Source organism: Actinoallomurus vinaceus (genome assembly GCF_039542055.1).
Classification (GTDB): Bacteria; Actinomycetota; Actinomycetes; order Streptosporangiales; family Streptosporangiaceae; genus Actinoallomurus; species Actinoallomurus vinaceus.
Window position 1 is genome coordinate 80,440 of the sequence record NZ_BAABHK010000018.1, and the last position, 20,417, is coordinate 100,856.

Below are 20,417 nucleotides of genomic sequence, written 5' to 3' on the forward strand. Positions count from 1 at the left end.
CTTAGAGTTGAGCGATTCGATCGCTGAGTTGAGCCGCCCGATTGTCGGACGACAGTGGGGCGAGTTGGGTCCGCAATCCTTGGAGCTTGCGCCCGATGTACCCCGACGATCGGGTCTGTTCGGCCAGTTCGATGGCTTGCCCTCCGTAATTAAGGACCCGATCGAGGTCTCTGGTCTGTACGCCCAGGGCGGCAAGGTCGGCCAGGATGCTTCCGCGTCGGCGTGGCGATGTGGCCGTGTCGAGAGCCTTGGCCAGCGCTTCCGAAGCCAAGTCAGCCCGCCCCAGGGCGGCGTAACAGGTACCGCGTTCTTCAGCCAGCCGCGAGCCGTCAAAGCGGAGCCAACCGCCCGGCATAACAGGCTTGGTCAGCGCCTTCACTTGCTCGGCTTCGTCTAGGGCGCGTTGGCACGCGTCAAGGTCACCCAGCCCGGCGTACGCCTCCGCCTGCACCGCAGCGACCCAATGCCGGGTAGACAGTTGCCCGTCACCTCGTCGGGCGACCCGGGCGGCCCCCTCCAAGATTGGCGTCACGTCCTCAAATCGGCGTTCGTACAAGCCGAGGTAGGCGTGTCGGGCCAAGGCGCATGCCCACAGGTCGAACGCGTCGCCCTCTTTGCTGGCGTCGGCCGCGAGCTTGTAACAGTGCGCGGCGTCGGTATATCGGTTGGAGTCGAAGAAGATCTCTCCGGCGAGTTGGAGGAGATCGCCAGTTGCGACACAGAGTCGTTTGTGTGCGGCGGACGAGTGCGCACGGTGGAGACTTCCGGTCAGCAAGTCGAGCTGCTGCCGTACGACCGGGTACACGGTCCGCTTGGACTCCGACAGGGCATACACCTGCCACAGGTGAGAGTTCAGTTGCTCGTACTGGCTGATGTGTTCGGAGTCGTCGGCATGCTCATCGGTGACGGGGTTAGGCATCGCGACCAGCGTTCCCGCGATGCTCAGCAGACGAAGCAACTCCCGACGGTTCATGTCCTCCAGTTCATCAGAGCCGACATCGGGTGTGACCACCGTGGCGGCGATAACGCGGCCCTGGAGCACCCGTCTTTGAGCGGGCGACGCATGGACCTGCATCCCTGCCGCGTCGATGGTCAGTAGTTCGTCCAGTTCGTCCGGGCTGATCTGGAGGAGTTCACAGAGCTTAGATCGGTGGTAGGGCTGAGGGTCACATTGCCCGCGTTCCCATCGGGCAACGGTGGACCGGTCCGCCCCGAGCGCGGCGGCAAGCGACTCCTGAGTGAACCCGCGCATTCTCCGGCGCTTGGCCAGCCGGGGCCGTCGTGCTGCCGTCATCGAAGGTCCTCCGCGCGATGAAGCCGACTCGCCGTCGTCGGGTTTGCCAAGGTCAGCGTAAGACGTGAATCGGCGATGCAGCGCGAATGCACCAGAGATGCCCCACGACTGCACCAGCACCGCGCCACGGATGCTCTGGGGCGAAGGCGTCCGCCCGGCTTCCCTGGAAGAGAGCCGAGAGACCCAACCAGAAGCCCCCCGGATGCCCCGCCTCCACCACCGAACCCAATGCCTACCCGCGTCCGCGAAGTGCCGTTCGACCAGCCCACCGAACCGTCACAGAGCCCGACGCGGTTGTGAGCCCTACGGCATCAGTGCGCCCGACACGGGCGCGTTCGTCAGGAATTCCCGGAAGGACACCCCCGTCATGCACGCTGCCCGTGTCACCCCTGCGCCCAGCACGCCCCGACCGGCCGACCCGCGCCGTAGCCGTTTGGAACGCCTCGGCGAGGCCGTCGAGGCCAAGACGGACCTCCGTGCACAGGTGAGGCAGGCGACGCATTCCGGCCCGGCCGTCCTGCGCATCGTCAATCCCACCGCCCCGGACCTTAAGGAAGACCTCACGTGCGACCTCCTCGACGAGCGATGGTCGCTGGTTTGGTCGTGGGGCGACGTGCTCGGCCCTGCCGACGACATCGAGGACGCCGTGTCCGCGATCGAACGCGTCCTCACGGTGCGGTCGTGATCGGGCTCGCCGTCGAGGAAGTCATCCCGGACCCGCCGACTGGCTCGCCCGGCTTCGGCGCGACTTCCCGAACTGGGGCTTTCTGTACGACCCTCGCGCCTCGCTCTGGGTTGGGGTGCGCGGACGCGACCGAATCGAGGTGGCGCGGACACCCGACTCCCTGCGCCAACTTATGGAAGCCAAAGGAGCGCGCTCATGACCAGCGCAGTCCCGACCATGACCCGCCCCCGCGACCGGCTGCTGTTCGCGGCCGAGCACGCGACAGGCACGACGGCCGATCTCGGCGCCGTACGCCTGACCGACCCCGGCTCGCTGTCCGAGGCTCTACAGCAGAGGCTCGGCGTTCGCGCGGTCGTCACTGGAACCTTGGACCGCCGGCTTGTGTTCATCGAGAACGCCGGACACCCCGGGTGGACGGCGGCTGACCTGTCCGGGGCGCCCCACGAAACCCGGCAGTGGCCGACATGGGCGGAGGCCACCTTGACGCTGGATCGGCCAGCCTCGTGGATTTCAAGTGTGCACATCACCCCGGCCGGGCTGCAGCGGCTCACGCGCCCCCGGCTGCTGCTGGCCGCGCTGTACCACCCCGAGTACTTCCCCCTGCCCCGCTTCCCGCTGGGCATCTCCGATCTCGCCCGCGCGGCGCGGGCGACGTTGCTCGGGCGCGTCGAGTTGATGGACATGCAACTCGGCGTCGGCCTCGGCGACATCATCGAGCGGATCACGACCGACAGGCCCGACATCGTGGGGATCTCGGCGACCTTCGGACAACACGACCTGATGCTGTCCCTCCTCGACGAGATCACCTCGGACGAGGGCAATCGGCTGGTCGTGGTCGGGGGAAGCCTGACCGCACGGAACGAACGGCTGCTCCTGGACCGCCACCCTGACCTACTCGTGGCACGCGGAGCGGGCGAGACGACCATCGCCGACGTGCTCGCCCACTGGCACGGCGACCTCGACCGCGACCAGATTCGCGGCATCGGCTACCGAAGCGCGGCACGCGGCGAGGGAACACTGACCATCGGGCGCGCACGCCACACAGCCACGGTCGCCAACCGGACACGTCCCGACATCTGGCCCGAGTTAGATCTTCTCCCACGTACGTTCGAGTACCGGGGCGTCGCCCAGCTTGAGACCTCCCGAGGCTGCACGAACTTCTGCTCCTTCTGCCCACGCGGACATAAGGGCACGTGGGCGGGCGCCGCTCCCGATGCGCTCGGCTGGGTCCTCGACGCGTTCGCCGAGGTCTTCGACGAGCGCCCCGACATCTCCCGCACGCTGTACCTGGTCGATGAGGAATTCATCGGCCGCGACGAGGACGCCGTCCCGCGTGCCCTAGCCGTCGCCGACATGCTTCACACGCGCGGCTTCGGCTGGGAAACCTCGTGTCGTGTGGATCAGGTCGTACGGCTCGACCGTAACCGGGAGTGGCACGTCGAGCGCGGGCAAATGTGGCGAGGGTTGGTCGAGCACGGGCTACGTCGCTGCCTGTTCGGCGTCGAGTCCGGCGTGACCTCCATCCTCGACCGCTTCAACAAGGAGACCACCGGAGAACAAAACGCCCTCGCCGTGCGCACCCTGTCGGCCCTGGGCGTACCGACCCGCTTCACCTACATCACATTCGACCACCTGATGAACGCCGAGGAACTACGCGCAACCTATGCGTTCCAGGGCCGTACGGACTTAATCCTCCGCCCCCTGCCACACCTGAGCGTCGCCGAGATCATCGAGGGGGTTCACGACGAAGGATTCGTGGCCGAGCACGCCACCGGACAGCCGTTCCACGAGGCGATCAGCTACATGCTGGTCTCGATGGAATGCCTCATCGGTGCCGCCTACACACACGCCGCCGAGGCAGCCGGGTTGACCGGCGCCGTACGCCCGTCCATGGGACGCGTCGATGCCCGATTCGCCGACTGGCGAATCGGCGTCCTCTCACACCGGGCGCAACTGTGGGTCGATCGCAATTTCGCCCTCGACTACACCCTCAAGTCGCTAGAGAAACTGGCCGATGGCGACAGGCACCGCGCGATCCGGGACACGCGCGTGATCCTCAAGCGCGCAGGCTACGACCTGCTCGGCGGAATGCTCGCCCTTCTGGACCGCACCGACCCCGACACCGCCCACCGTGAGGAGTTGGACGAGGCATGCGCGGAACTCGCCGACACCCTCATCACCCGGCTACGCGCCCCCGTGGACGACGCCGTGACCGACCTCGCCCGCGACCTCCCACCGACCGAGGCCGGCGTCCTGCTGGCCGAACACGCCCACTGGGGCAACACCGACACATGGCGTCTGATCAACGCCGCCGACCCCTGCGGAACCTGACCGATAAGGCACCCATGAGCACTCCCCTGGAAACCCGCCACCTGCGCGGCCTCGGCCGCCCCGTCTCCGCCATCGGCGCAGGCTGCTGGACGATCGGAGGCCCGGCCACCAACCAAGGCGTACCAATCGGCTGGGACCGTGCAGACAGCGGTCGCGCCCTCGCTGGGCTGCTGCACGCCCACGAGTTGGGCGTGACCCTGTATGACACCGCCGACGTGTACGGCCTCGGCCACTCCGAGCGGCTTCTTGGCCGCCTGCTCTCTCGCGTCCCCCGGCATGAGGTCGTGATCTCAAGCAAGGTCGGTTACTTCGCCTCGGCCGCCCACCCCTACGCGGCCGAACAGATGGGGCGCCAGCTTGAACGCGCCCTCGCCAACCTCGGGACCGACTACCTCGACCTGTACTTCTTTCACTCCACCGACTTCGGCGAGGGCGACCAGTACCTTCCGGGCGCCGTCAAGCAGATGCGCGCGTTCGTCGAACACGGCCTCGTCCGCGCGGTCGGGATGCGCGCCCCCCACACGTTCGCGCTCGAATGGGCAACCGGCCCGAGCCATGACCGCCGCGCACACGAGGCCGCCCGGTTTCTGCGCTTGTATGAGGAGATCCGGCCTGACGTCCTGATCGTCCGATACAACCTGCTGTCGCCCCTGTACGGTCCCGACGAGACCGACGTGTTCGACTTCGCCGACTCGCAAGGCGTGGGCGTCATCATCAAGCAGGCACTCGGACAAGGCGTCCTGCTCGGCACCCACCACCCTGACCGCATCCGTGCGTTCGGCCACGGCGACCACCGTCGCCAAGACCCGATGTTCACCCCCAAGGCACTCCGCGAGGTGTACGACGGCCTCGCCTCCGTCCGGGAACGCTACGGCGCAACCGTGCCGGACCTGGCGCGCGTCGCACTGCGTTACGCCCTCGCCCGTGACCCGGAAGCCCCCGTCCTGGTCGGCTTCCGAGACGCCGAGCAGATCAACACCACGATCACGAGTCTCGGCGAACCGCTGACCGCCGACGAAATCACCGGGTTGCACCAATCGCTCGCACCACTCCGCGACGCGTTCGCGGCCCGGATGGCGAAACGCCACGCACCATGACCCGCCGTCCCTAGGCTGCCCGCTGGGACGGGCTCACCCACCATCGAGGAGAGAGCGACAGTGAAGTACATCGAGGTCGAGCAGAAGTTCGCGCTTACCGAGCCGGACAAGCTCAAGCAGGAGCTAGAGGAACGCGGCGGCAAGCGCGGCCCGGCGGTACGGCAGGTGGACACCTACTACAACACTCCACACCGCGATTTCCTCGCCCCCGCCGTGATCTCCGAGTGGCTGCGTCTCCGCGAGACCGACACCGGAGCCTCGGTCAACTACAAGCGGTGGCTTCCCGAGGACGCCGAAATCAAGACGCATTGCGACGAGTACGAGACGCCCGTCGAGGACGTCGAGGCACTGCGCCGGACGCTGCTCGCCCTCGACTTCACGAAGCTGGTCACCGTGGACAAGACTCGCGAGGAATGGACCGTCCCGGGTGAGGTCGTCGTCGCGTTCGACACCGTGGCCGAGGCCGGGCGCTTTGTCGAGTTCGAGTTCAAGGGCGAAGCCGAGAGCGCCGAGGAGGCCATCACACGTCTCCAAGAGTTCATCAACGGACTCGACGTGCGCCTCGGCGACCGGATCAACCGAGGCTACCCTCACATGCTCCTCGGTCGGGAACGCTGAGTCACAGCACCGCCCTGCCACCGCCACACAGCCCCGGCAACACACCACGTGCCCGGGGCATGCCCGGGGCCACCACAAACCCACCAGCCGGCGTTCCTGTGCAAATTCTGGATTCGACCAAGCACGATGCCGATTTCCTCGCCAGGCAAGTCGTTACGTCCATCCAGACGCTAAGGTCGCCCACGCATCGGTGACCATAGGGGGACGTATGCCAGAGCGGTACCGGTCGATCATCGACGTCCACGTCATCCTCGAACGCGGCAACGAGATCCTGCTCCTGGAACGCCAGGGCACCGGCTACTGCGACGGCATGCTCCACCTGCCCAGCGGCCACCTCGACGAAGGCGAGCCCGTCACCGAAGGCGCCGCCCGCGAAGCCTATGAAGAGGTCGGCGTCCGGATCGATCCCACAGACCTGCGACTGGCCACCGTCGTCCATCACCGGCAGCGAACCGACCTCGCCCGGGTCGGCATGTTCTTCGCGACCGCCCACTGGGACGGCGAGCCGTACAACGCCGAACCCCATAAATGCGGCAAGCTCCTGTGGTGCGACCCGACCGTACTGCCCTCCAACACGATCGACTACCCGGCAGCCGGCATCAACGCCTACCTGACCGGCACGCCTCTCGCACTCCACGATTGGTAGTCAGTCGGCCGCCGCCAGTCATCGAACCGAGTCGGCGGCCAGAAGCCTCGACCAGGTGATTGAGTCGAGCGCACTGGCGGCAAATGGCGATGTACACGACGGCGAGCGATGTAGTGCCGGGCATCACTTGGCTGCTTCGGCTGACGATCGAGTCCGGTCAACCCGCAGGCCGGCCAGCCGCATGTCCAGCCCCACGTTCAGCCAAGCGGTCATGCCAGTCCGTCCGCCATGCCTGACGTGTCCAGGAGCAGTGATCTTCCGATCCACCTGCCATCGCGCGTACCGCCCAGTGTGCATGCATATGGTGGATCGCGTTGCTGGTCAGCGCACGTACTGCAAGCTCGCAGTGAAAAGACAGCACGATGCGCGAGACACTGTCGTGATGCCAAGCCGACGGGGGGCACTCGCGAAGTGAACGACATCGAGGCTAGTGGGGATTTGTTCGTGTCGTGGCTGGCTGGCGAAGTCGAAGGACCGGCACCCGAAGTCGACGCTGTCCGCCATGGGGCAGTCATAGCTGAGGCGTTGCGCGCCCGACTCGAATGTTCGAGCGATGCCGTGGTCGCAATACTCCACAGACTGGCAGGAGACGAGGTTTCGGAATCGCTGCTGGAGTACGTGCTTGCCGAGTGTTGGGTCTCAATCCGGGACGCGCTTCCGGAACTGCCGAGTCTCCCCTGGTACGAGCCCGGAGGCTACGCTGACCGACTCGTCTATATGGTCCTGAGCCTTGCTCCGAACGCCGTGCGGAGTTTCAGTGCAGGGGAGCTGGACTACCTCGCCGCAGCCTGCATTTACGATCCGCGACTCATGCGGCATCTGCTGAGCTGGGCATCGTCATATCCATCGACCACCAAGGACGGTGAGCAGCTGGGCAGTACCTCGGTTTCGCGCTGGACACAACTGGCGCGGTGGTACCGCAATTTCTTCCCGGAGGAGGAGCAGTCGCTTGCGTGGTTTGATTGGTCCTCACAGGTGGGCGAAGACCTCGCCCGCCGCCTGATAGGCGATGTGGATCTGGACGACCTCATCGAGGTTCACTGGCCATGCAAAGTGTGGACGCGGTTTGGTCTCCTTGCCCCACTCGTTGAGTTGAACCCGGCCTTGGCCCGGACTGCAGCCAAGAACACCTTGGTAATCGAGGACTTCTTCAAGGAAGCCTCAGAAATCGAGATCGACCTTCCGGCCTCACTGCACGACAGAGAGCTGTGGAGGACTTCATTTGTCCAGGCCCTCAGCTCGCTGCCTATGTCCGATCTCGATCATGAAGCACTGAAAGTTGGCTGGGTTGCGGGATATGAGCTGCATCTGTCGGGACTGCCGCGGACCGCGCACGCCGTCGCTCAGGTTCTGCGCAAGGACCCGGATGCCGTCAAAGGCACCAGAACGTGCGAGACGGCGCTACTGTGGGCCGATCTCCAGCAGCTCGTCGAATACCAGCAAGAGGCCTGGAAGAATCGGGACGAAATCCGCGGGGTGCTCGCTCGGTTGTCCTCGCGCGTGAAGTCTTCTCCAGAAGCCTGGACGGTGTCAGCCCGTGAGATCCTCACGCACGCGAAAACTCTCGGCAGCCAGGTCGTCGACCTCCTCTGCCTCTGCGCGGCGCAACACGCTCCGCTGCGGGACACTCTTGAGAAGATTGCCCGCAGTGATCAGAATCGCGCAGTGCGCGATCGCACCCAGGGTTTGCTCGCTCGGACAGCGGGAGTAGCAACCCCGAGCGAGGATGTGCGCCGTTGGCTCGCGGACCTTGCTGCACAGGCGTTCGACGACACGCCGTTGTTTCCCAACCCGCTGACGTCGCTCGCCCAAACATGGCTTGGGTCGATAGATCTCGACGCGACGTTGCCCAACGCTATTCGGCAAGCCATGTCACGCTTCAGCGAATTCGCGAAGGACCAAGGCGCCGTGGCGGTTGAGGAGCACGTCACCGGTGTGTTGCTCACCGAGTTGGAAGCAGCATTCCGCGGTGTCTCGCTACGCCTGATTGCAGGTGGGCAGTCTCGTCTGGCGCGGACGATCTCGGTCAGTCATCGACCGACCCACAAGACGACCGAGGAGCCTCAGTGGGGTTGTGACATCGCGCTTCTACTGAACGCGGACATCCGGCCAGATATCCGTATCGAGCTGGCTGAGCTTGTTCAAATCAAGAAGTCTCAGGCGTTCGCGGCAGGAAAATCTGCGGCGCTACATGAGAAGTGGCGGATCGACGTGCCTCAGTTGGTGGCGCTCCTGAAGAGGTCACAGTCGGCTGGCTACTGGCTAGTTCTGTCGACCGGAGAGGTCGTGTGCTTGACCGCACGCTGGATCCATGCCTTGGTCAGTGGCCGGGACGCGTTGGGGCAGCACAGTCTCACCATCGGCTACAACGACATCCGTCATGCAGCGGTGCCGGTGGAGCAGTACCTGCCGGAGCTGTTCCTCGGCACGTGGATAGGTTCTGCGGACGAGTCCACAGTTACGTTTGCACGCGGCGAGAATGCAAATGCGAAACCACGCCACATCTTCGAAGTATCGGTGATCGCCAATCAAGGATGACCACGACCGACCTAACCATGTCCCCGGCGCGCCCAACAGGGACGGAGCCCTCACATCGTGGATCCGGGGAGGCCGTCCCCCCCGGGCCAGCAGCAGTGAACCTGAGGGGATTTGAACACCTGTTTCCCTCGATGCGAACAGATCGTCGAGGCGGGTGCACCTACGAGACGGTCCACCCGATCCCTCGAGACGAGTGACGCGCCCGGGGCCGACGGCTGGTCAGGCCTTCGCGGCGTGGGCCAGCGGCTCGCCCCGCAGGTACCGACCGACGTCGTCGGCGAGGATGCGGGCGGCGTTCGCGGCGGTCTAGCGGCTCGCGCCAGCCAGGTGCAGTGGCAGCACGACACCTGGCGGGCGCCGGTAGCGGCGTGTTGACCGGTCGCGGGAGGGTGCGGTCCCGTCTGCACACAAACTGGTCGCGGATCTTGCGTTTCCCCAGGGACCACTGATCGACACCGCGACTTTGTGTGCGGGCGGGGCCGACCGCTAGACCGAGCCCTCTCGGCTTCGACGTGGGTGCGCCGAATACTCGGTGAAAGCGGCCCGCCAGCTGCGCCATGTCGCGATTCGCGGCATATCGCCTTGCTTTGCGAGCATTTAGCCCACCCGCACGCGCCGCCGATCAAGGCAGCGCGCAGGTCCATGTTCCACGGTCTGGTCCTCGGTGCCGGACGCCTCGTCGACCTCGGCGACGCGGCCGAACGGCACCAGCGGCCAGTCCTCAGGCCTCCGCGGCGTACGCTAGCGGCTCGCCTCGCAGGTACCGGCCGACGTCTTCGGCGAGTATGCGTGCGGCGTTCGCGGCGGTCTGCCGGCTGGCGCCGGCCAGGTGTGGCGTCAGCACGATGCCCGGCGTGGACAGCAGCCGCGACCCGGCCGGGATCGGCTCCTCGGGGAAGACGTCGAACGCCGCGCCGAACAGATGCGCCTTGTCGATCGAGTCGCAGACGGCCTCGTAGTCGAGCAGGGCGCCGCGTGCGCAGTTGACGATGATCGCGCCGGGGCGCATGGCGGCGATCTGTGGCGCGCCGATCATCCCGGTGGTCTCCGGTGTGACCCGGGCGTGCAGCGTGACGACCTGCGCGCGGGACAGCAGCTCTTTCAGGGAGACCAGTTCGCCGACCGTGGTCTCGGTCAGGTACGGGTCGTGGATGAGCACCCGCGCGCCGAGGGCGTCGAGCATCTGGGCGACCAGGTTGCCGACCGCTCCGCCGCCGACGAGGCCGACCGTACTGCCGCGCAGTTCGATGCCGACCTCGTCGTACCGGTAGTAGTCGCTGCGCCACTTGCCGGCGGTCAGGTCGGCGTGGGTCTGCGGGATGCGGCGCGCGGCGGCCAGGATCATGCCAAGGGTGTGTTCGGCGGTGGCGCCGGCGTTGCGGCCGGGCGCGTAGCAGACGGTGACTCCGTGCTCGGCCGCCGCCTTGAGGTTCGCGTTGACCGGTCCGCCGCGGCCGATCCCGATCAGTTTGAGCCGCGGGCACGCCTCGATGACCCGGCGGGTCAGCGGCGCCATCTGGGTGAGGCAGATCTCGGCGTCGCCCAGTGCCTCGATCAGCTGGTCCTCGGTGCCGGACGCCTCGTCGACCTCGGCGACCCGGCCGAACGGCACCAGCGGCCAGTCGAGGGTGATCTCGGCGAACTCCAGTTCGCCTGGGGCCTGCGCCCGTACGGCGTCGATGAGGAGCCGATTGAGGACGAAGTGGTCTCCGGCCGCGAGCAGGCGGGTGGTCATGTGGTGAGCTCCTGGATGCTCTCGATGGGCGTGTTGAACTCCAGCAGGGCGGCCTCCTCGCGGCTCAGGCGGATCTCGGTCAGCGCGCAGTTGCGCACCGACGGGAAGATCCGCCGGTAGTCGCGAAGCGGGACCCCGATCAGCTCGCACAGCGCGAGCCGTATCGCGGTGGTGTGCGCGACCACCAGGACCCGGTCGCCGGGATACCGGTCCACGAGGTCGTACAGGCAGCCGGTGAACCGGCGTACGGCCTCGGTGGGGTCCTCGCCACCGGGAAGGTGGTCGGCGACCGGGTCGGCGCGGAACGCCCGCAGCGCCTCGGGGAACCGTTCGTGCATCTCGGCACGGGTGAGCCCCTCGGCCTGCCCGAAGTCCAGTTCGCGCAACCGCTCGTCGACGTTCAGGGGTACGCCGATGGCGTCGGCGCAGGGGGCCGCGGTGAGCTGCGCCCGGGTCAGGGTGGAGGTCCACACCGCGGCGAACCCCGCCTTCCCGGCCCAGGCGGCGAGCTGCCGTGCCTGTTCCAGGCCGCGCGCGGTCAGGGAGACGTCACTGATGCCCGCGTAGCGGTTCTCCGCGTGCCACTCGGTCTCTCCATGGCGGACGAGGGCGAGCTGGGTCATCGTGGCATTCCTTCCTGAGTCGGCGCCGCCCGTCCAGGCGCCGCCTGTTCGGACCCCGCCTGTTCGGACGCCGTGCGTGCGCGTGCGTGCGCGGCCGTGGGCGCGGGCAGCCAGCCGCGCCGTTCCAGCTCGCCCACCAGGCGCAGATACCCGTCGTCGAACCGGCCGGAGCGCGGGCCCGGGTCGATCGTTTCGCGGACCGCGACCATCTCGGCCGCGACCTCGGCGACGCGGCGGCCGGGTGAGGCGGCCAGGACGGCGGCGCCGAGCGCGGGTTCGGGGTTGGCCGGCACGATCACCGGCCGCCCGAGGACGTCGGCGCGCAGCCGGCACCAGTACGCGCTGCGCGCCCCGCCGCCGGTGAGCGTGATGTCGCCGCCGGTGGGCGCGCCCAGCAGGTCGAGGTGGTCGAAGCACAGGCGCTCGATGTAGGCGACGCCCTGCAGGACGGCGGCGTAGTCGTCGGCCTCGTCGCCGGTGCCGCCGAGCCGGAAGCCGCGGGCCTCCGGCGCCGCGAACGGGAACCGCTCCCCCTCGGAGACCAGCGGGTACGCCAGGGCGCGCGCCGGCTCGTGCCCCGCCGCGAGACGGTCCAGCGCGCGCAGGTCGCGGTCGGCGAAGTCGCGGGCGAGCACGCCGGCGCCGGTGCTCGACGCACCGCCGGGCAGCCATTCGCCGTCCGGCGCGCGGTGCGAGTACACCGCGCCGTACGGGTCGCGCACGAGCTCGGTGGAGACGCCCTTCAGCACGAGCGTGGTCCCGAGCACGGAGTTCCACGAGCCGACGGTCAACCGCCCGGCGCCGAGCTGCGCGGCACAGCCGTCGGTCGTCCCGGCGATGATCGGGGTGCCCTCGGGGATGCCGGTGGCCTCGGTCGCGGCCGCGCACACCGCGCCGATCGGGGTGCCCGGACGGACGAGCTCCGGCAGCGTGCCGGCGGGCACCCCCAGCGCGTCCAGGACGTCCGTCGGCCAGGCCTCCTCGATCAGGTGCGCGCCGGTCTTCAGCGCGTTGCTCAGGTCGGTGGGGACGGCGTGGCCGGCCAGCCGCCGGTTGACGAAGTCGACCTGGTGGGCGAGGCGGGCGGGTCCTGCATGCCGGTCCAGCAGCCACAGCAGCTTCGGGAGGGCCCACGCCGGCTGCATCCGCCGGTATCCCAGCTCCTCCCACACCGCCGCGCCGGCCTCGTCGGCCCGGCGGGCCTCCTCGGTGGCGCGCGTGTCGTCGTACATCAGGCCGGGGGTCAGCGGCGTGCCGTCGTCGTCGGTCAGCAGGATCGTCCCGGACGTGCCGTCGACGGCGACGGCGCGCACCGCGCCGGGCGGTACGCCCTGGAGGGCCTGACCGCAGGCCGCCGCGGTGGCGCGCCACCACTCCTCCGGGTCCTGCTCGTGGCGGCCCGCCTCACGCCGGTCGGTCAGCCGCTCCGCGCCCTCGCCGGCGATCCGGCCGGACGCCGTCGCGGCGACGACCCGTACGCTCTGGGTGCCCAGGTCGATGCCGAGCCAGACCTCGTCGTGGCCGTTCACGCCGGTCCGCCGCGCAGGGTCGCGAGCGTCGGCCAGGCCGCCGCGGTGGCGCCGCGCACCTCGAGGAACGCCTCGTACAGGCGGGCGTACCGCTCGACGTTGCCGGGGTCCGGTGGGAAGGCGTCGCCGGGCCGGATGAACGCGTCGGCGGCCTCGCGCTCGCCGGCGGCCCGGCCGGTGGCCACGGCTCCGACGATGAACGCGCCGCGCGCGCCCGCCTCGGCGTCCGCGGTGCGCACCACGGGGACGCCGGTCACGTCGGCGAGCATCCGCAGCCAGGCGGCGCTGGCGGATCCGCCGCCGCTGACCCGCAGTTCCACGGGCCGTGCCCCGGAGGCGGCCAGGCAGTCGCGGATCACCAGGCAGAGCCCTTCCAGGACGGCGCGGGCCAGGTGCTCGCGGTCGTGGTCGACGGACAGCCCATGGAACGATCCACGCGCGCGGGGATCCAGGAACGGCGCCCGCTCCCCCGCCGGTGACAGGTAGGGCAGGAAGAGCAGGCCGTCGGCGCCCGGCGAACACCGCTCGGCGAGCCGCGACAGCGCGGCCGGGTCGCCGCCGAGGTCCAGCATGCGGCAGGCCCAGTCGATCACCTGGCCGCCGGCGAGCGTCGGGAAGGCCCGCAGGTAACGCCGGTCGAGCGCCACGGTGAGGCCGGACGGGTCGCCGTCGAGCCCGGGTTCGTCCAGCACGATCTCGGTGCAGAGCGTGGTGCCGAGGATGGTGCACGCCTGACCGGCGTCGACCGCGCCGACGCCGATCGCGGTGGTCGCGATGTCGTACGGAGCGAGGACCACGGGCGTGCCCTCGGGCAGGCCGAGTTCCGCCGCGGCGGACGCGGTCAGCTCGCCGACGCGCCGGCCGTCGCCGCGCAGCTCGGGCAGCAACGGCCGGGCCCACTCCATCCCGTACAGGGCGAGGAGCTCGTCGGAGTAGCGGCGTTCGCGGATGTCCATGAACGGCGCCGAGCCGTCCGACAGGTCCGCGACCGGTTCCCCGGTGAGCCGCAGGAAGACCCAGCCTCCGCAGGTCAGGGAGGCGGCCGAGCGCGCGAGCCGGTCCGGATCGTGCTCGCGGAGCCAGCTGAGGATGGCGTTGGGCAGGCCGGCGAAGGTCAGCGACCCGTTGCGGCGGAACGCGCGCTCGAGGACGCCGTCGCGCGCCCAGCGCTCGACGATCGCGCCGGCCCGCCCGTCGTTCCACAGGATCGCCGGCCCGGTCGGCGTTCCCGCCGCGTCGACCAGCCAGGACCCGTCGCCCTGCGCGGTCAGGGCCAGGTGGCTCACGGGTGTGTCCAGCCGTTCGAGGACCCGCCGGATGCCGCGGACGACCGCCTGCCAGACCTCGGCCGGGTCCTGCTCGGCGTGTCCGGGCGCCGGGTGCCGCACGGTGGTGTTCTGGCGTTCCACCGCCAGTTCGGCGCCGTCGTCGCCGTAGCCGACCGCTTTGATCATCGTGGTGCCCGCGTCGACGCAGACCACCGCCATGGCTACTTCCTTCCCGATCTCGTCATGTCGTCAGGCGCGGCCGTGGGAGGCGCGCGAGCGCCGGGCCACCGCGTCCAGCGCCACCGCGAGCAGCAGCACCGCTCCGGTGACCATGTAGCGGAAGGAGGAGTCGAGGTTGAGCAGGGTGAGCCCGCTGGAGATCGACTGGATGACCACGATGCCCAGCAGCGCAGCGAACGCGTTGCCGCGCCCGCCGAACAGGCTCGTGCCGCCGATCACCGCGGCGGCGATGGCGTTGAGGTTGACGTCGCCGCCGCCCGTGCTCTGGTTCGCCGCGGCGAGGCGGGCCGCGGCCAGCACGCCGCCGATCGCTGCGAGCGTCGTGCACAGCACGAACATCGAGGTGTACACCGCCTTGACGTTGATGCCGGCCCGGCGGGCCGCCTCGACGTTGCCGCCCACCGCGTAGATCGACTTGCCGAACTTGGTGCGCGTCAGCACGTAGTGCGTCGCCAGCACCAGCGCGAGGAAGAGCACGAACATCCAGCCCACGCCACGGGTCTGGCCGAGGTACCCCACCGCCACTCCGAGGCCGACGAGCAGCACGAGGCTGCGCAGCACCAGACCGCGCAGCGACGCCGCGCGGAGCCCGGCGGTTCGCCGCGCCCTGGCCCGCAGGTATCCGGCGGCGAACAGCCAGCCCGCCGCGACGACCACCAGCGCGTACGACAGCCACTGGGGCAGGAAGTCGAGCTGGGCGAAGGTGACCAGCCCGGAGTCGTACGGCAGGTTGATCGCCCCCTTGCTGCCGAGCACCCACAGCTGCACGCCGAGGAAGCCGAGCAGGCCGGCGAGGGTGATGACGAAGCTGGGCACGCCGAGCCGGTTGAACACCTGCGCGTAGAGCCAGCCGATGACCGCGGCGCTCGCCACCGCGGCGGGCACGGCCAGCCAGGGCGACAGGCCCTGATCGACGAAGAGGATGGCGGTGAGGGCCGCCGCCATTCCGCTCAGCGAGCCGATCGAGAGGTCGATCTGCCCGACCAGCAGCATCAGTCCGACGCCGAGCGCGATGACGCCGACCGGCGCGCACTCGAGGGTCAGGTTGACCAGGTTGGTGCTCGACAGGAAGACGCTGTTGAGGGACTGCATCACCGTCCAGATCACCACCAGGCCCGCCACGACCGGGAGGACGCCGAGGTCGCCGCCGCGGAAGCGCGAGGTCAGCGCGCGCAGGCCGCCGGGTTCCTCCGGCTCGTACGGCTCCGGCTGCTCGGGCTCGGCGAGCGCCGGCGCGGTGCCCAGGTCACTCATGGTCGGCCCCTTCCTTGACGCCCGACACGGCGTTTTCCCCGGCGGGTGCCGACACGGCGCGGCGCGCGCGCCTCCTGCGCCGGGTGACCGCGTTGTCGGCGGCCCCGGTGATCGCGGTGACGATCTGCTCGGTCGAGGCCTCGATCGCGTCGAAGACCCCGTTGTTGCGGCCGAGGCGCAGCACGGCCACCGTGTCCGCGACCGAGAGCACGTCGTCCATGTTGTGGCTGATCATGATCACTCCGTGGCCGCCTTCGCGCAGCCGGTCGATCAGGTTGAGGACCTCGGCGGTCTGGGCGACGCCGAGCGCCGCGGTGGGCTCGTCGAGGATGACGATCTTGGGGTCGCCGAGCAGGGAACGAGCGATCGCGACGGTCTGCCGCTGGCCGCCCGACAGCGCCGCGACCGGGACGGACAGCTTCGGGATCTTCGCCGACAGCCGGCGGAGCAGCTCGCGGGAGCGGACCTCCATGGCGACGTCGTCCAGGCGCAGCGCCCGCAGCTCCCTGCCGAGGAAGAGGTTCTCGATCACGTTGAGGTTCTCGCAGAGCGCCAGGTCCTGGAAGACGGTGGCGATGCCGAGCTGCTGCGCCGCGGCCGGGCTGGGGACCGTGACCGTACGCGACTCGAACGTGATGGATCCCGCGTCGGGCTGGTGGACCCCCGACAGCACCTTGACGAGGGTGGACTTTCCGGCGCCGTTGTCGCCGACGACGGCGACGACCTCACCCGCCGAGACGTCGAGGTCGACGTCCGTCAGGGCGGCGACGGCACCGAAGGTCTTGCTGATGCCCCGCAGCGACAGCAGCGGGCTCGCTTGGGAAGGCGATGAGGACATGCTGATCCTTCGTCGATACGGCCGAAGCCGCCGGCTCCGGTCCGGTGGGCCGGGGCCGGCGGACCGTCACTTGATGCCGAGCTTCGCGCAGGCAGCCGCGTACGTCGGGGTGCAGACGTCGGAGACCTTCAGGGCGCCGCCGGGGCCGAGCAGCACCTGACCGATGTTCTGCTGCGTGACCACGGTCGGGGTGAACAGCTGGGACGGCGTGTTGAACAGCGTGGCCTGTCCCGCGGGCGGCTTGCCCTGCAGGAACTGGTTCGCCACGTTGGCCGCGGCCTCCGCCACGATCTTGATCGGCTTGGAGATGGTGTTGTACTGGTCGCCGGCGATGATCCGCTGCGCGGCGGCGAGCTCGGCGTCGTTCCCGGTCACCGGGGGAACGGGCGCGGCGGCCGCCTTGAACGCGGCGATGGCGCCGCCGCCGGTACCGTCGTTGGCCGCGACGACGCCGGCGATCTGCCCCTTGCCGAACTTGCTGATCTGCCCGCTCACCCAGTCCTGCGCCTTGGCCGGCTCCCAGTTGGGCGTGTCGTACTCGGCGAGCAGCTTGAGTCCGCTGGGGTCGACGGCGCTGTGGATGCCCTTCTTGATCAGACCGGCCGCGGCGTCCGTCGGCGATCCGTTGACCTCGAGGATCCCGCCCGTGGCCTTGGTCTGCTTGAGGTGGTCGACGAGGGACTGGGCGATCGACGCGCCGATCTTCTGGTTGTCGAACGACACGTAGTAGTCGGCCTTGATGGCCGGAATCGGCCGGTCGTAGGCGATCACCGCGACCTTCTGCGCCTGCGCGGTCCGCACGATCGAGGCGGCCGCCGCGGAGTCCACCGGGTCGATGACGATGGCCTTGACCCCCTGGGCCAGCACCGAGCTGGCCTGCTGTTGCTGCTTGGAAGCGTCGGCGCCGGCGTTCTGGTACAGCACCGTGCACCCCGGGCACAACTGCTTCATCTTGGCCTTGAACAGCGGCGCGTCGTACAGCTCGTACCGGGTCGAGGCGATGTCCGGCATGAGGAAGGCGACCTTGGCGTTCTTGGCGTCGCCGGATCCGCCGGCCCCACCGGAGCCCTTGGACGCGCAGGCCGTGGCGGCGGTGAGCAGGGTGAGGGCGGCCGTGACCGCGGCGACCGTTCTGGGGCGGAACATTGTCACGTTCTCCTCCGAAGGTTCGGGAGCGAGGAGGCACGGCGGCCCGCGCGAACCGCCTGTCGAGGTGACGAACGAAACACCCGACGCCCGAACTGTGTCAAGTATCTGAGAGATTTTAACGTCCAGGAGCGTTAAGCAACGTGACGAAGGAGGCGCGCCAGCGCCGGTAGCGCCGTTTTTGTCGTGTTTTACACGCTCGCACGGACGGTCATGCGTGTGTTACGTTCACATCGACATCACATCGGGGTCGAGGAGCGCACGTGGCAGAGGACGCGACGGCACCGGCCGCGAGCGATGCCGAGGTCGCGCGGGACCGGCGGGAGAAGATCCGCAGGCGCGTCGCGGACGAAGGGTTCGTGCACGTCAAGAGCCTCGCGGAGACGTACGACGTGAGCGTCATGACCATCCACCGCGACCTGGACGCCCTGCAGAGTGAGGGCTGGCTGCGCAAGATCCGCGGAGGCGCCACCGCGCAGCCGTCCGCGATCTACCACGGCGACGTGCGGCATCGCCTGCAGGCGATGGCCGAGGCCAAACGGCAGCTCGCCCACGCGACGGTCGACCTCGTCTCCCCCGGCGCGTCGGTCATGATCGACGAGAGCACCACCGGCCTGGCCGTCGCCGAGCTGCTGCCGGCGCGGGGACCGCTCACCGTGATCACGAACTTCCTGGCCGCGGTGAACCTGCTGGCCGACAAGCCCGGCATCGACCTCATCGCCCTCGGCGGCGCGTACTACCCCGCCTACGACGCCTTCCTCGGCCTGCGCACCAGCGAGGCCATCCGATCACTGCACGCCGACGTCCTGTTCATGTCGACGACGGCGATCACCAACGGCCACTGCTACCACCAGTCGCAGGAGACGGTGGCGGTGAAGCGGGCGCTGATGGACTCCGCCGACCGTCGCGTCCTGCTGGTCGACCACAGCAAGTTCGCCAAGAACGGCCTGCACCAGCTCGCCCCGCTGACCGCCTTCGACCTGGTCGTCGTCGACTCCGAAACCCCCCAGGACGAGCTGGCCGCACTGCGCGCGCGCAGCGTCCCCCTGCACATCGCCGGATCCGGCACGCCCCCGCCCTGGTAGCGCCCGGGGGCGGGAGGGCCGGGGCCCTCCCGCCTGCCGCACGTCAGTTCTGCCAGGCGGCGGCGTAGCCCGCGTAGGTGCCGTCGTGGGTCGTGAGGTGAACCCACTGGTCGACGTACTGCTTGAACTCCTCGTCGCCTCGCGGCAGCAGATAGGCCTTCTCGCCGAAGGTGAACGGCTTGTCGGGATTGAGCGCGCACAGCTCAGGGTGGAGCTTCGCCTCGTACTTCGTCTCGCTCGCGTCCGTGATCATGACGTCGGCCCGCCCGGCCACGATCTCGTCGAAGATGGTGTTGTTGTCGGCGTGGGTGATGACCGTGGCCTTCTTGATGTTCGCGGTGACGAACTTCTCATTGGTGCCGCCGGGGTTGACGATCACCCGGACCCCGGGCTGGTCGATGGCGTCGAGGGTCTGGTACTTGTCCTTGTCGGCGCAACGGGCGATCGCGGCCTTGCCGTCGGTGAGGTACGGCGTGCTGAAGTACGCCTTCTGGGCCCTCGCCAGGGTCACCGAAACGCCGCCCATGCTCATGTCGCACTTGCGCGCGGTGAGGTCGTCGACGAGCTTCGCCCACGTGGTGGGCACAAAGCTGATCTTCACCCCCAGGCTGCTCGCCAGGTTCTTCGCCATGTCGATGTCGATGCCGGTGTAGGTGCTCGTCTTTGGATCCAAGTAGCTGAACGGCCGGTAGTCACCGGTGGTGCACACCCGCAGCACACCGCGCCGGGGCACCGCGTCCAGCAGGGTGCGGGCGCCGTTCGGCGCGGCGGAGCCGGCCTGCGCGGTGGTGAAGACGGCACCGCCGACGGCGGTGACGAGAGCGAGGGCCAGGGCGGAGAGCGTGGTGGTACGCCGCACGGATCGTTCCTGCTTCCGGAGTGGGGACGGAGGGCCGAGCCGCGCGTCCGCACCGCGTCGTGCCGGGCACGCGTCCGGGCAGATCATCATCACACGGAAGCACCGATGATCCGCCTCGGCGCCTTTGTCTCATGCTGAGACGTCCCACGGCGGCGAGGCGAGGTGTTCTGGAGTCGTGGCCGACCGGCCGCCCCGAACGCATCTAGGAGATCACGATGCTGAAGAAGACGATCGCAGCGCTGAGCCTGGCGGCAGCCGCCGCCATCGTCGCCCAGCCCGCGTACGCAGCCGCCAGTCTCCCGACGACTGGCACCCACACCCAGGTCGTATCGCTCGGCGCGTTCCCGACCCCGCTGATGGCGCCGATGGACGACGGCAGCCCGACCGGTGGCGTGGGACGGCGCTGAGCCTCCGGCCCGGAAAACGGGCCGAGGCCGGCACCCCGAATTCACGGCGGCCCGAGACGCTCCGCGTCCGGGCCGCCACACGTGTGGGCGCGTCCGCGACGCGGCCCGCTTCCAGGATCCGAACCGCCACATCAGCCCTGCCCGGGAGCGCGCTACGGCGTCGCGGCGGGCTTCCGCCACCGGGACGCTGAAGACATAGTCTGGAGGAAACGGACACTACCAGC

General features: G+C 69.0%; 17 protein-coding genes. 8 read left to right on the top strand and 9 right to left on the bottom strand.

The window, feature by feature from the left end:
* Position 1: 1 nt before the first annotated feature.
* Positions 2 to 1,294, bottom strand: coding sequence for an NsdA family TPR-like regulatory protein (locus ABEA24_RS43440; RefSeq protein WP_345439767.1), 1,293 nt, complete (start codon positions 1,292 to 1,294; stop codon positions 2 to 4).
* Between the two features lie 367 nt (positions 1,295 to 1,661).
* On the opposite strand from ABEA24_RS43440, the gene ABEA24_RS43445 reads away from it, so the two are divergent.
* From ABEA24_RS43445 to ABEA24_RS43470, 6 genes are all read left to right on the top strand, one after another.
* On the top strand, positions 1,662 to 1,979 hold the full coding sequence (locus ABEA24_RS43445; protein WP_345439769.1) for a hypothetical protein: 318 nt from the start codon (positions 1,662 to 1,664) through the stop codon (positions 1,977 to 1,979).
* 195 nt (positions 1,980 to 2,174) lie between these two features.
* The gene (locus tag ABEA24_RS43450; RefSeq protein ID WP_345439771.1) at positions 2,175 to 4,310 is read left to right on the top strand and encodes a B12-binding domain-containing radical SAM protein; all 2,136 of its coding nucleotides are present in this window, start codon (positions 2,175 to 2,177) and stop codon (positions 4,308 to 4,310) included.
* Positions 4,311 to 4,324: 14 nt separating this feature from the next.
* Positions 4,325 to 5,407: an aldo/keto reductase gene (locus ABEA24_RS43455; protein ID WP_345439773.1), complete on the top strand. Its 1,083-nt coding sequence runs from the start codon at positions 4,325 to 4,327 to the stop codon at positions 5,405 to 5,407.
* Between the two features lie 60 nt (positions 5,408 to 5,467).
* The gene (gene cyaB / locus ABEA24_RS43460) at positions 5,468 to 6,025 is read left to right on the top strand and encodes a class IV adenylate cyclase (protein ID WP_345439775.1); all 558 of its coding nucleotides are present in this window, start codon (positions 5,468 to 5,470) and stop codon (positions 6,023 to 6,025) included.
* 208 nt (positions 6,026 to 6,233) lie between these two features.
* Positions 6,234 to 6,671: an NUDIX hydrolase gene (locus ABEA24_RS43465; RefSeq protein ID WP_345439777.1), complete on the top strand. Its 438-nt coding sequence runs from the start codon at positions 6,234 to 6,236 to the stop codon at positions 6,669 to 6,671.
* 411 nt (positions 6,672 to 7,082) lie between these two features.
* Positions 7,083 to 9,209 (top strand): hypothetical protein, encoded by a 2,127-nt coding sequence (locus tag ABEA24_RS43470; RefSeq protein WP_345439779.1) that lies wholly within the window; start codon positions 7,083 to 7,085, stop codon positions 9,207 to 9,209.
* A 721-nt stretch (positions 9,210 to 9,930) separates the two neighbouring features.
* On the opposite strand, the gene ABEA24_RS43475 is transcribed toward ABEA24_RS43470, so the two are convergent.
* From ABEA24_RS43475 to ABEA24_RS43505, 7 genes are all read right to left on the bottom strand, one after another.
* On the bottom strand, positions 9,931 to 10,944 hold the full coding sequence (locus ABEA24_RS43475) for a 2-hydroxyacid dehydrogenase (protein ID WP_345439781.1): 1,014 nt from the start codon (positions 10,942 to 10,944) through the stop codon (positions 9,931 to 9,933).
* Positions 10,941 to 11,567: a histidine phosphatase family protein gene (locus ABEA24_RS43480; protein WP_345439783.1), complete on the bottom strand. Its 627-nt coding sequence runs from the start codon at positions 11,565 to 11,567 to the stop codon at positions 10,941 to 10,943. The genes ABEA24_RS43475 and ABEA24_RS43480 overlap by 4 nt, the downstream gene beginning before the upstream one ends.
* A complete protein-coding gene (locus ABEA24_RS43485; RefSeq protein ID WP_345439785.1) occupies positions 11,564 to 13,096 on the bottom strand; it encodes an FGGY-family carbohydrate kinase in 1,533 nt (510 codons plus the stop codon). The genes ABEA24_RS43480 and ABEA24_RS43485 overlap by 4 nt, the downstream gene beginning before the upstream one ends.
* Positions 13,093 to 14,583 carry an FGGY family carbohydrate kinase gene (locus tag ABEA24_RS43490; RefSeq protein ID WP_345439787.1) on the bottom strand — a complete coding sequence of 497 codons (1,491 nt, stop codon included), beginning with the start codon at positions 14,581 to 14,583 and terminating at the stop codon, positions 13,093 to 13,095. Before ABEA24_RS43490 ends, ABEA24_RS43485 begins: the two co-directional genes overlap by 4 nt.
* Positions 14,584 to 14,613: 30 nt before the next feature.
* A complete protein-coding gene (locus ABEA24_RS43495; protein WP_345439789.1) occupies positions 14,614 to 15,858 on the bottom strand; it encodes a sugar ABC transporter permease in 1,245 nt (414 codons plus the stop codon).
* Entirely contained in the window at positions 15,851 to 16,696 is an 846-nt protein-coding gene (locus ABEA24_RS43500; protein WP_345439791.1) for an ATP-binding cassette domain-containing protein, read from the bottom strand. The genes ABEA24_RS43495 and ABEA24_RS43500 overlap by 8 nt, the downstream gene beginning before the upstream one ends.
* A gap of 66 nt (positions 16,697 to 16,762) precedes the next feature.
* On the bottom strand, positions 16,763 to 17,842 hold the full coding sequence (locus tag ABEA24_RS43505; RefSeq protein WP_345439793.1) for a substrate-binding domain-containing protein: 1,080 nt from the start codon (positions 17,840 to 17,842) through the stop codon (positions 16,763 to 16,765).
* A 263-nt stretch (positions 17,843 to 18,105) separates the two neighbouring features.
* On the opposite strand from ABEA24_RS43505, the gene ABEA24_RS43510 reads away from it, so the two are divergent.
* The gene (locus ABEA24_RS43510; protein ID WP_345439795.1) at positions 18,106 to 18,927 is read left to right on the top strand and encodes a DeoR/GlpR family DNA-binding transcription regulator; all 822 of its coding nucleotides are present in this window, start codon (positions 18,106 to 18,108) and stop codon (positions 18,925 to 18,927) included.
* A 43-nt stretch (positions 18,928 to 18,970) separates the two neighbouring features.
* On the opposite strand, the gene ABEA24_RS43515 is transcribed toward ABEA24_RS43510, so the two are convergent.
* Positions 18,971 to 19,786, bottom strand: coding sequence for a transporter substrate-binding domain-containing protein (locus ABEA24_RS43515; protein WP_345439797.1), 816 nt, complete (start codon positions 19,784 to 19,786; stop codon positions 18,971 to 18,973).
* 215 nt (positions 19,787 to 20,001) lie between these two features.
* Between ABEA24_RS43515 and ABEA24_RS43520 the strand changes: the two genes are divergently transcribed.
* Positions 20,002 to 20,193, top strand: coding sequence for a hypothetical protein (locus ABEA24_RS43520; protein ID WP_345439799.1), 192 nt, complete (start codon positions 20,002 to 20,004; stop codon positions 20,191 to 20,193).
* The last annotated feature ends 224 nt before the right edge of the window (positions 20,194 to 20,417 follow it).

Bases quoted from the DNA above. Each gene is read 5' to 3' on its own strand.
- ABEA24_RS43440 (WP_345439767.1), bottom strand. From the start codon at position 1,294: ATGACGGCAGCACGACGGCCCCGGCTGGCCAAGCGCCGGAGAATGCGC.
- ABEA24_RS43445 (WP_345439769.1), top strand. From the start codon at position 1,662: ATGCACGCTGCCCGTGTCACCCCTGCGCCCAGCACGCCCCGACCGGCC.
- ABEA24_RS43450 (WP_345439771.1), top strand. From the start codon at position 2,175: ATGACCAGCGCAGTCCCGACCATGACCCGCCCCCGCGACCGGCTGCTG.
- ABEA24_RS43455 (WP_345439773.1), top strand. From the start codon at position 4,325: ATGAGCACTCCCCTGGAAACCCGCCACCTGCGCGGCCTCGGCCGCCCC.
- ABEA24_RS43465 (WP_345439777.1), top strand. From the start codon at position 6,234: ATGCCAGAGCGGTACCGGTCGATCATCGACGTCCACGTCATCCTCGAA.
- ABEA24_RS43475 (WP_345439781.1), bottom strand. From the start codon at position 10,944: ATGACCACCCGCCTGCTCGCGGCCGGAGACCACTTCGTCCTCAATCGG.
- ABEA24_RS43480 (WP_345439783.1), bottom strand. From the start codon at position 11,567: ATGACCCAGCTCGCCCTCGTCCGCCATGGAGAGACCGAGTGGCACGCG.
- ABEA24_RS43490 (WP_345439787.1), bottom strand. From the start codon at position 14,583: ATGGCGGTGGTCTGCGTCGACGCGGGCACCACGATGATCAAAGCGGTC.
- ABEA24_RS43495 (WP_345439789.1), bottom strand. From the start codon at position 15,858: ATGAGTGACCTGGGCACCGCGCCGGCGCTCGCCGAGCCCGAGCAGCCG.
- ABEA24_RS43500 (WP_345439791.1), bottom strand. From the start codon at position 16,696: ATGTCCTCATCGCCTTCCCAAGCGAGCCCGCTGCTGTCGCTGCGGGGC.
- ABEA24_RS43505 (WP_345439793.1), bottom strand. From the start codon at position 17,842: ATGTTCCGCCCCAGAACGGTCGCCGCGGTCACGGCCGCCCTCACCCTG.
- ABEA24_RS43520 (WP_345439799.1), top strand. From the start codon at position 20,002: ATGCTGAAGAAGACGATCGCAGCGCTGAGCCTGGCGGCAGCCGCCGCC.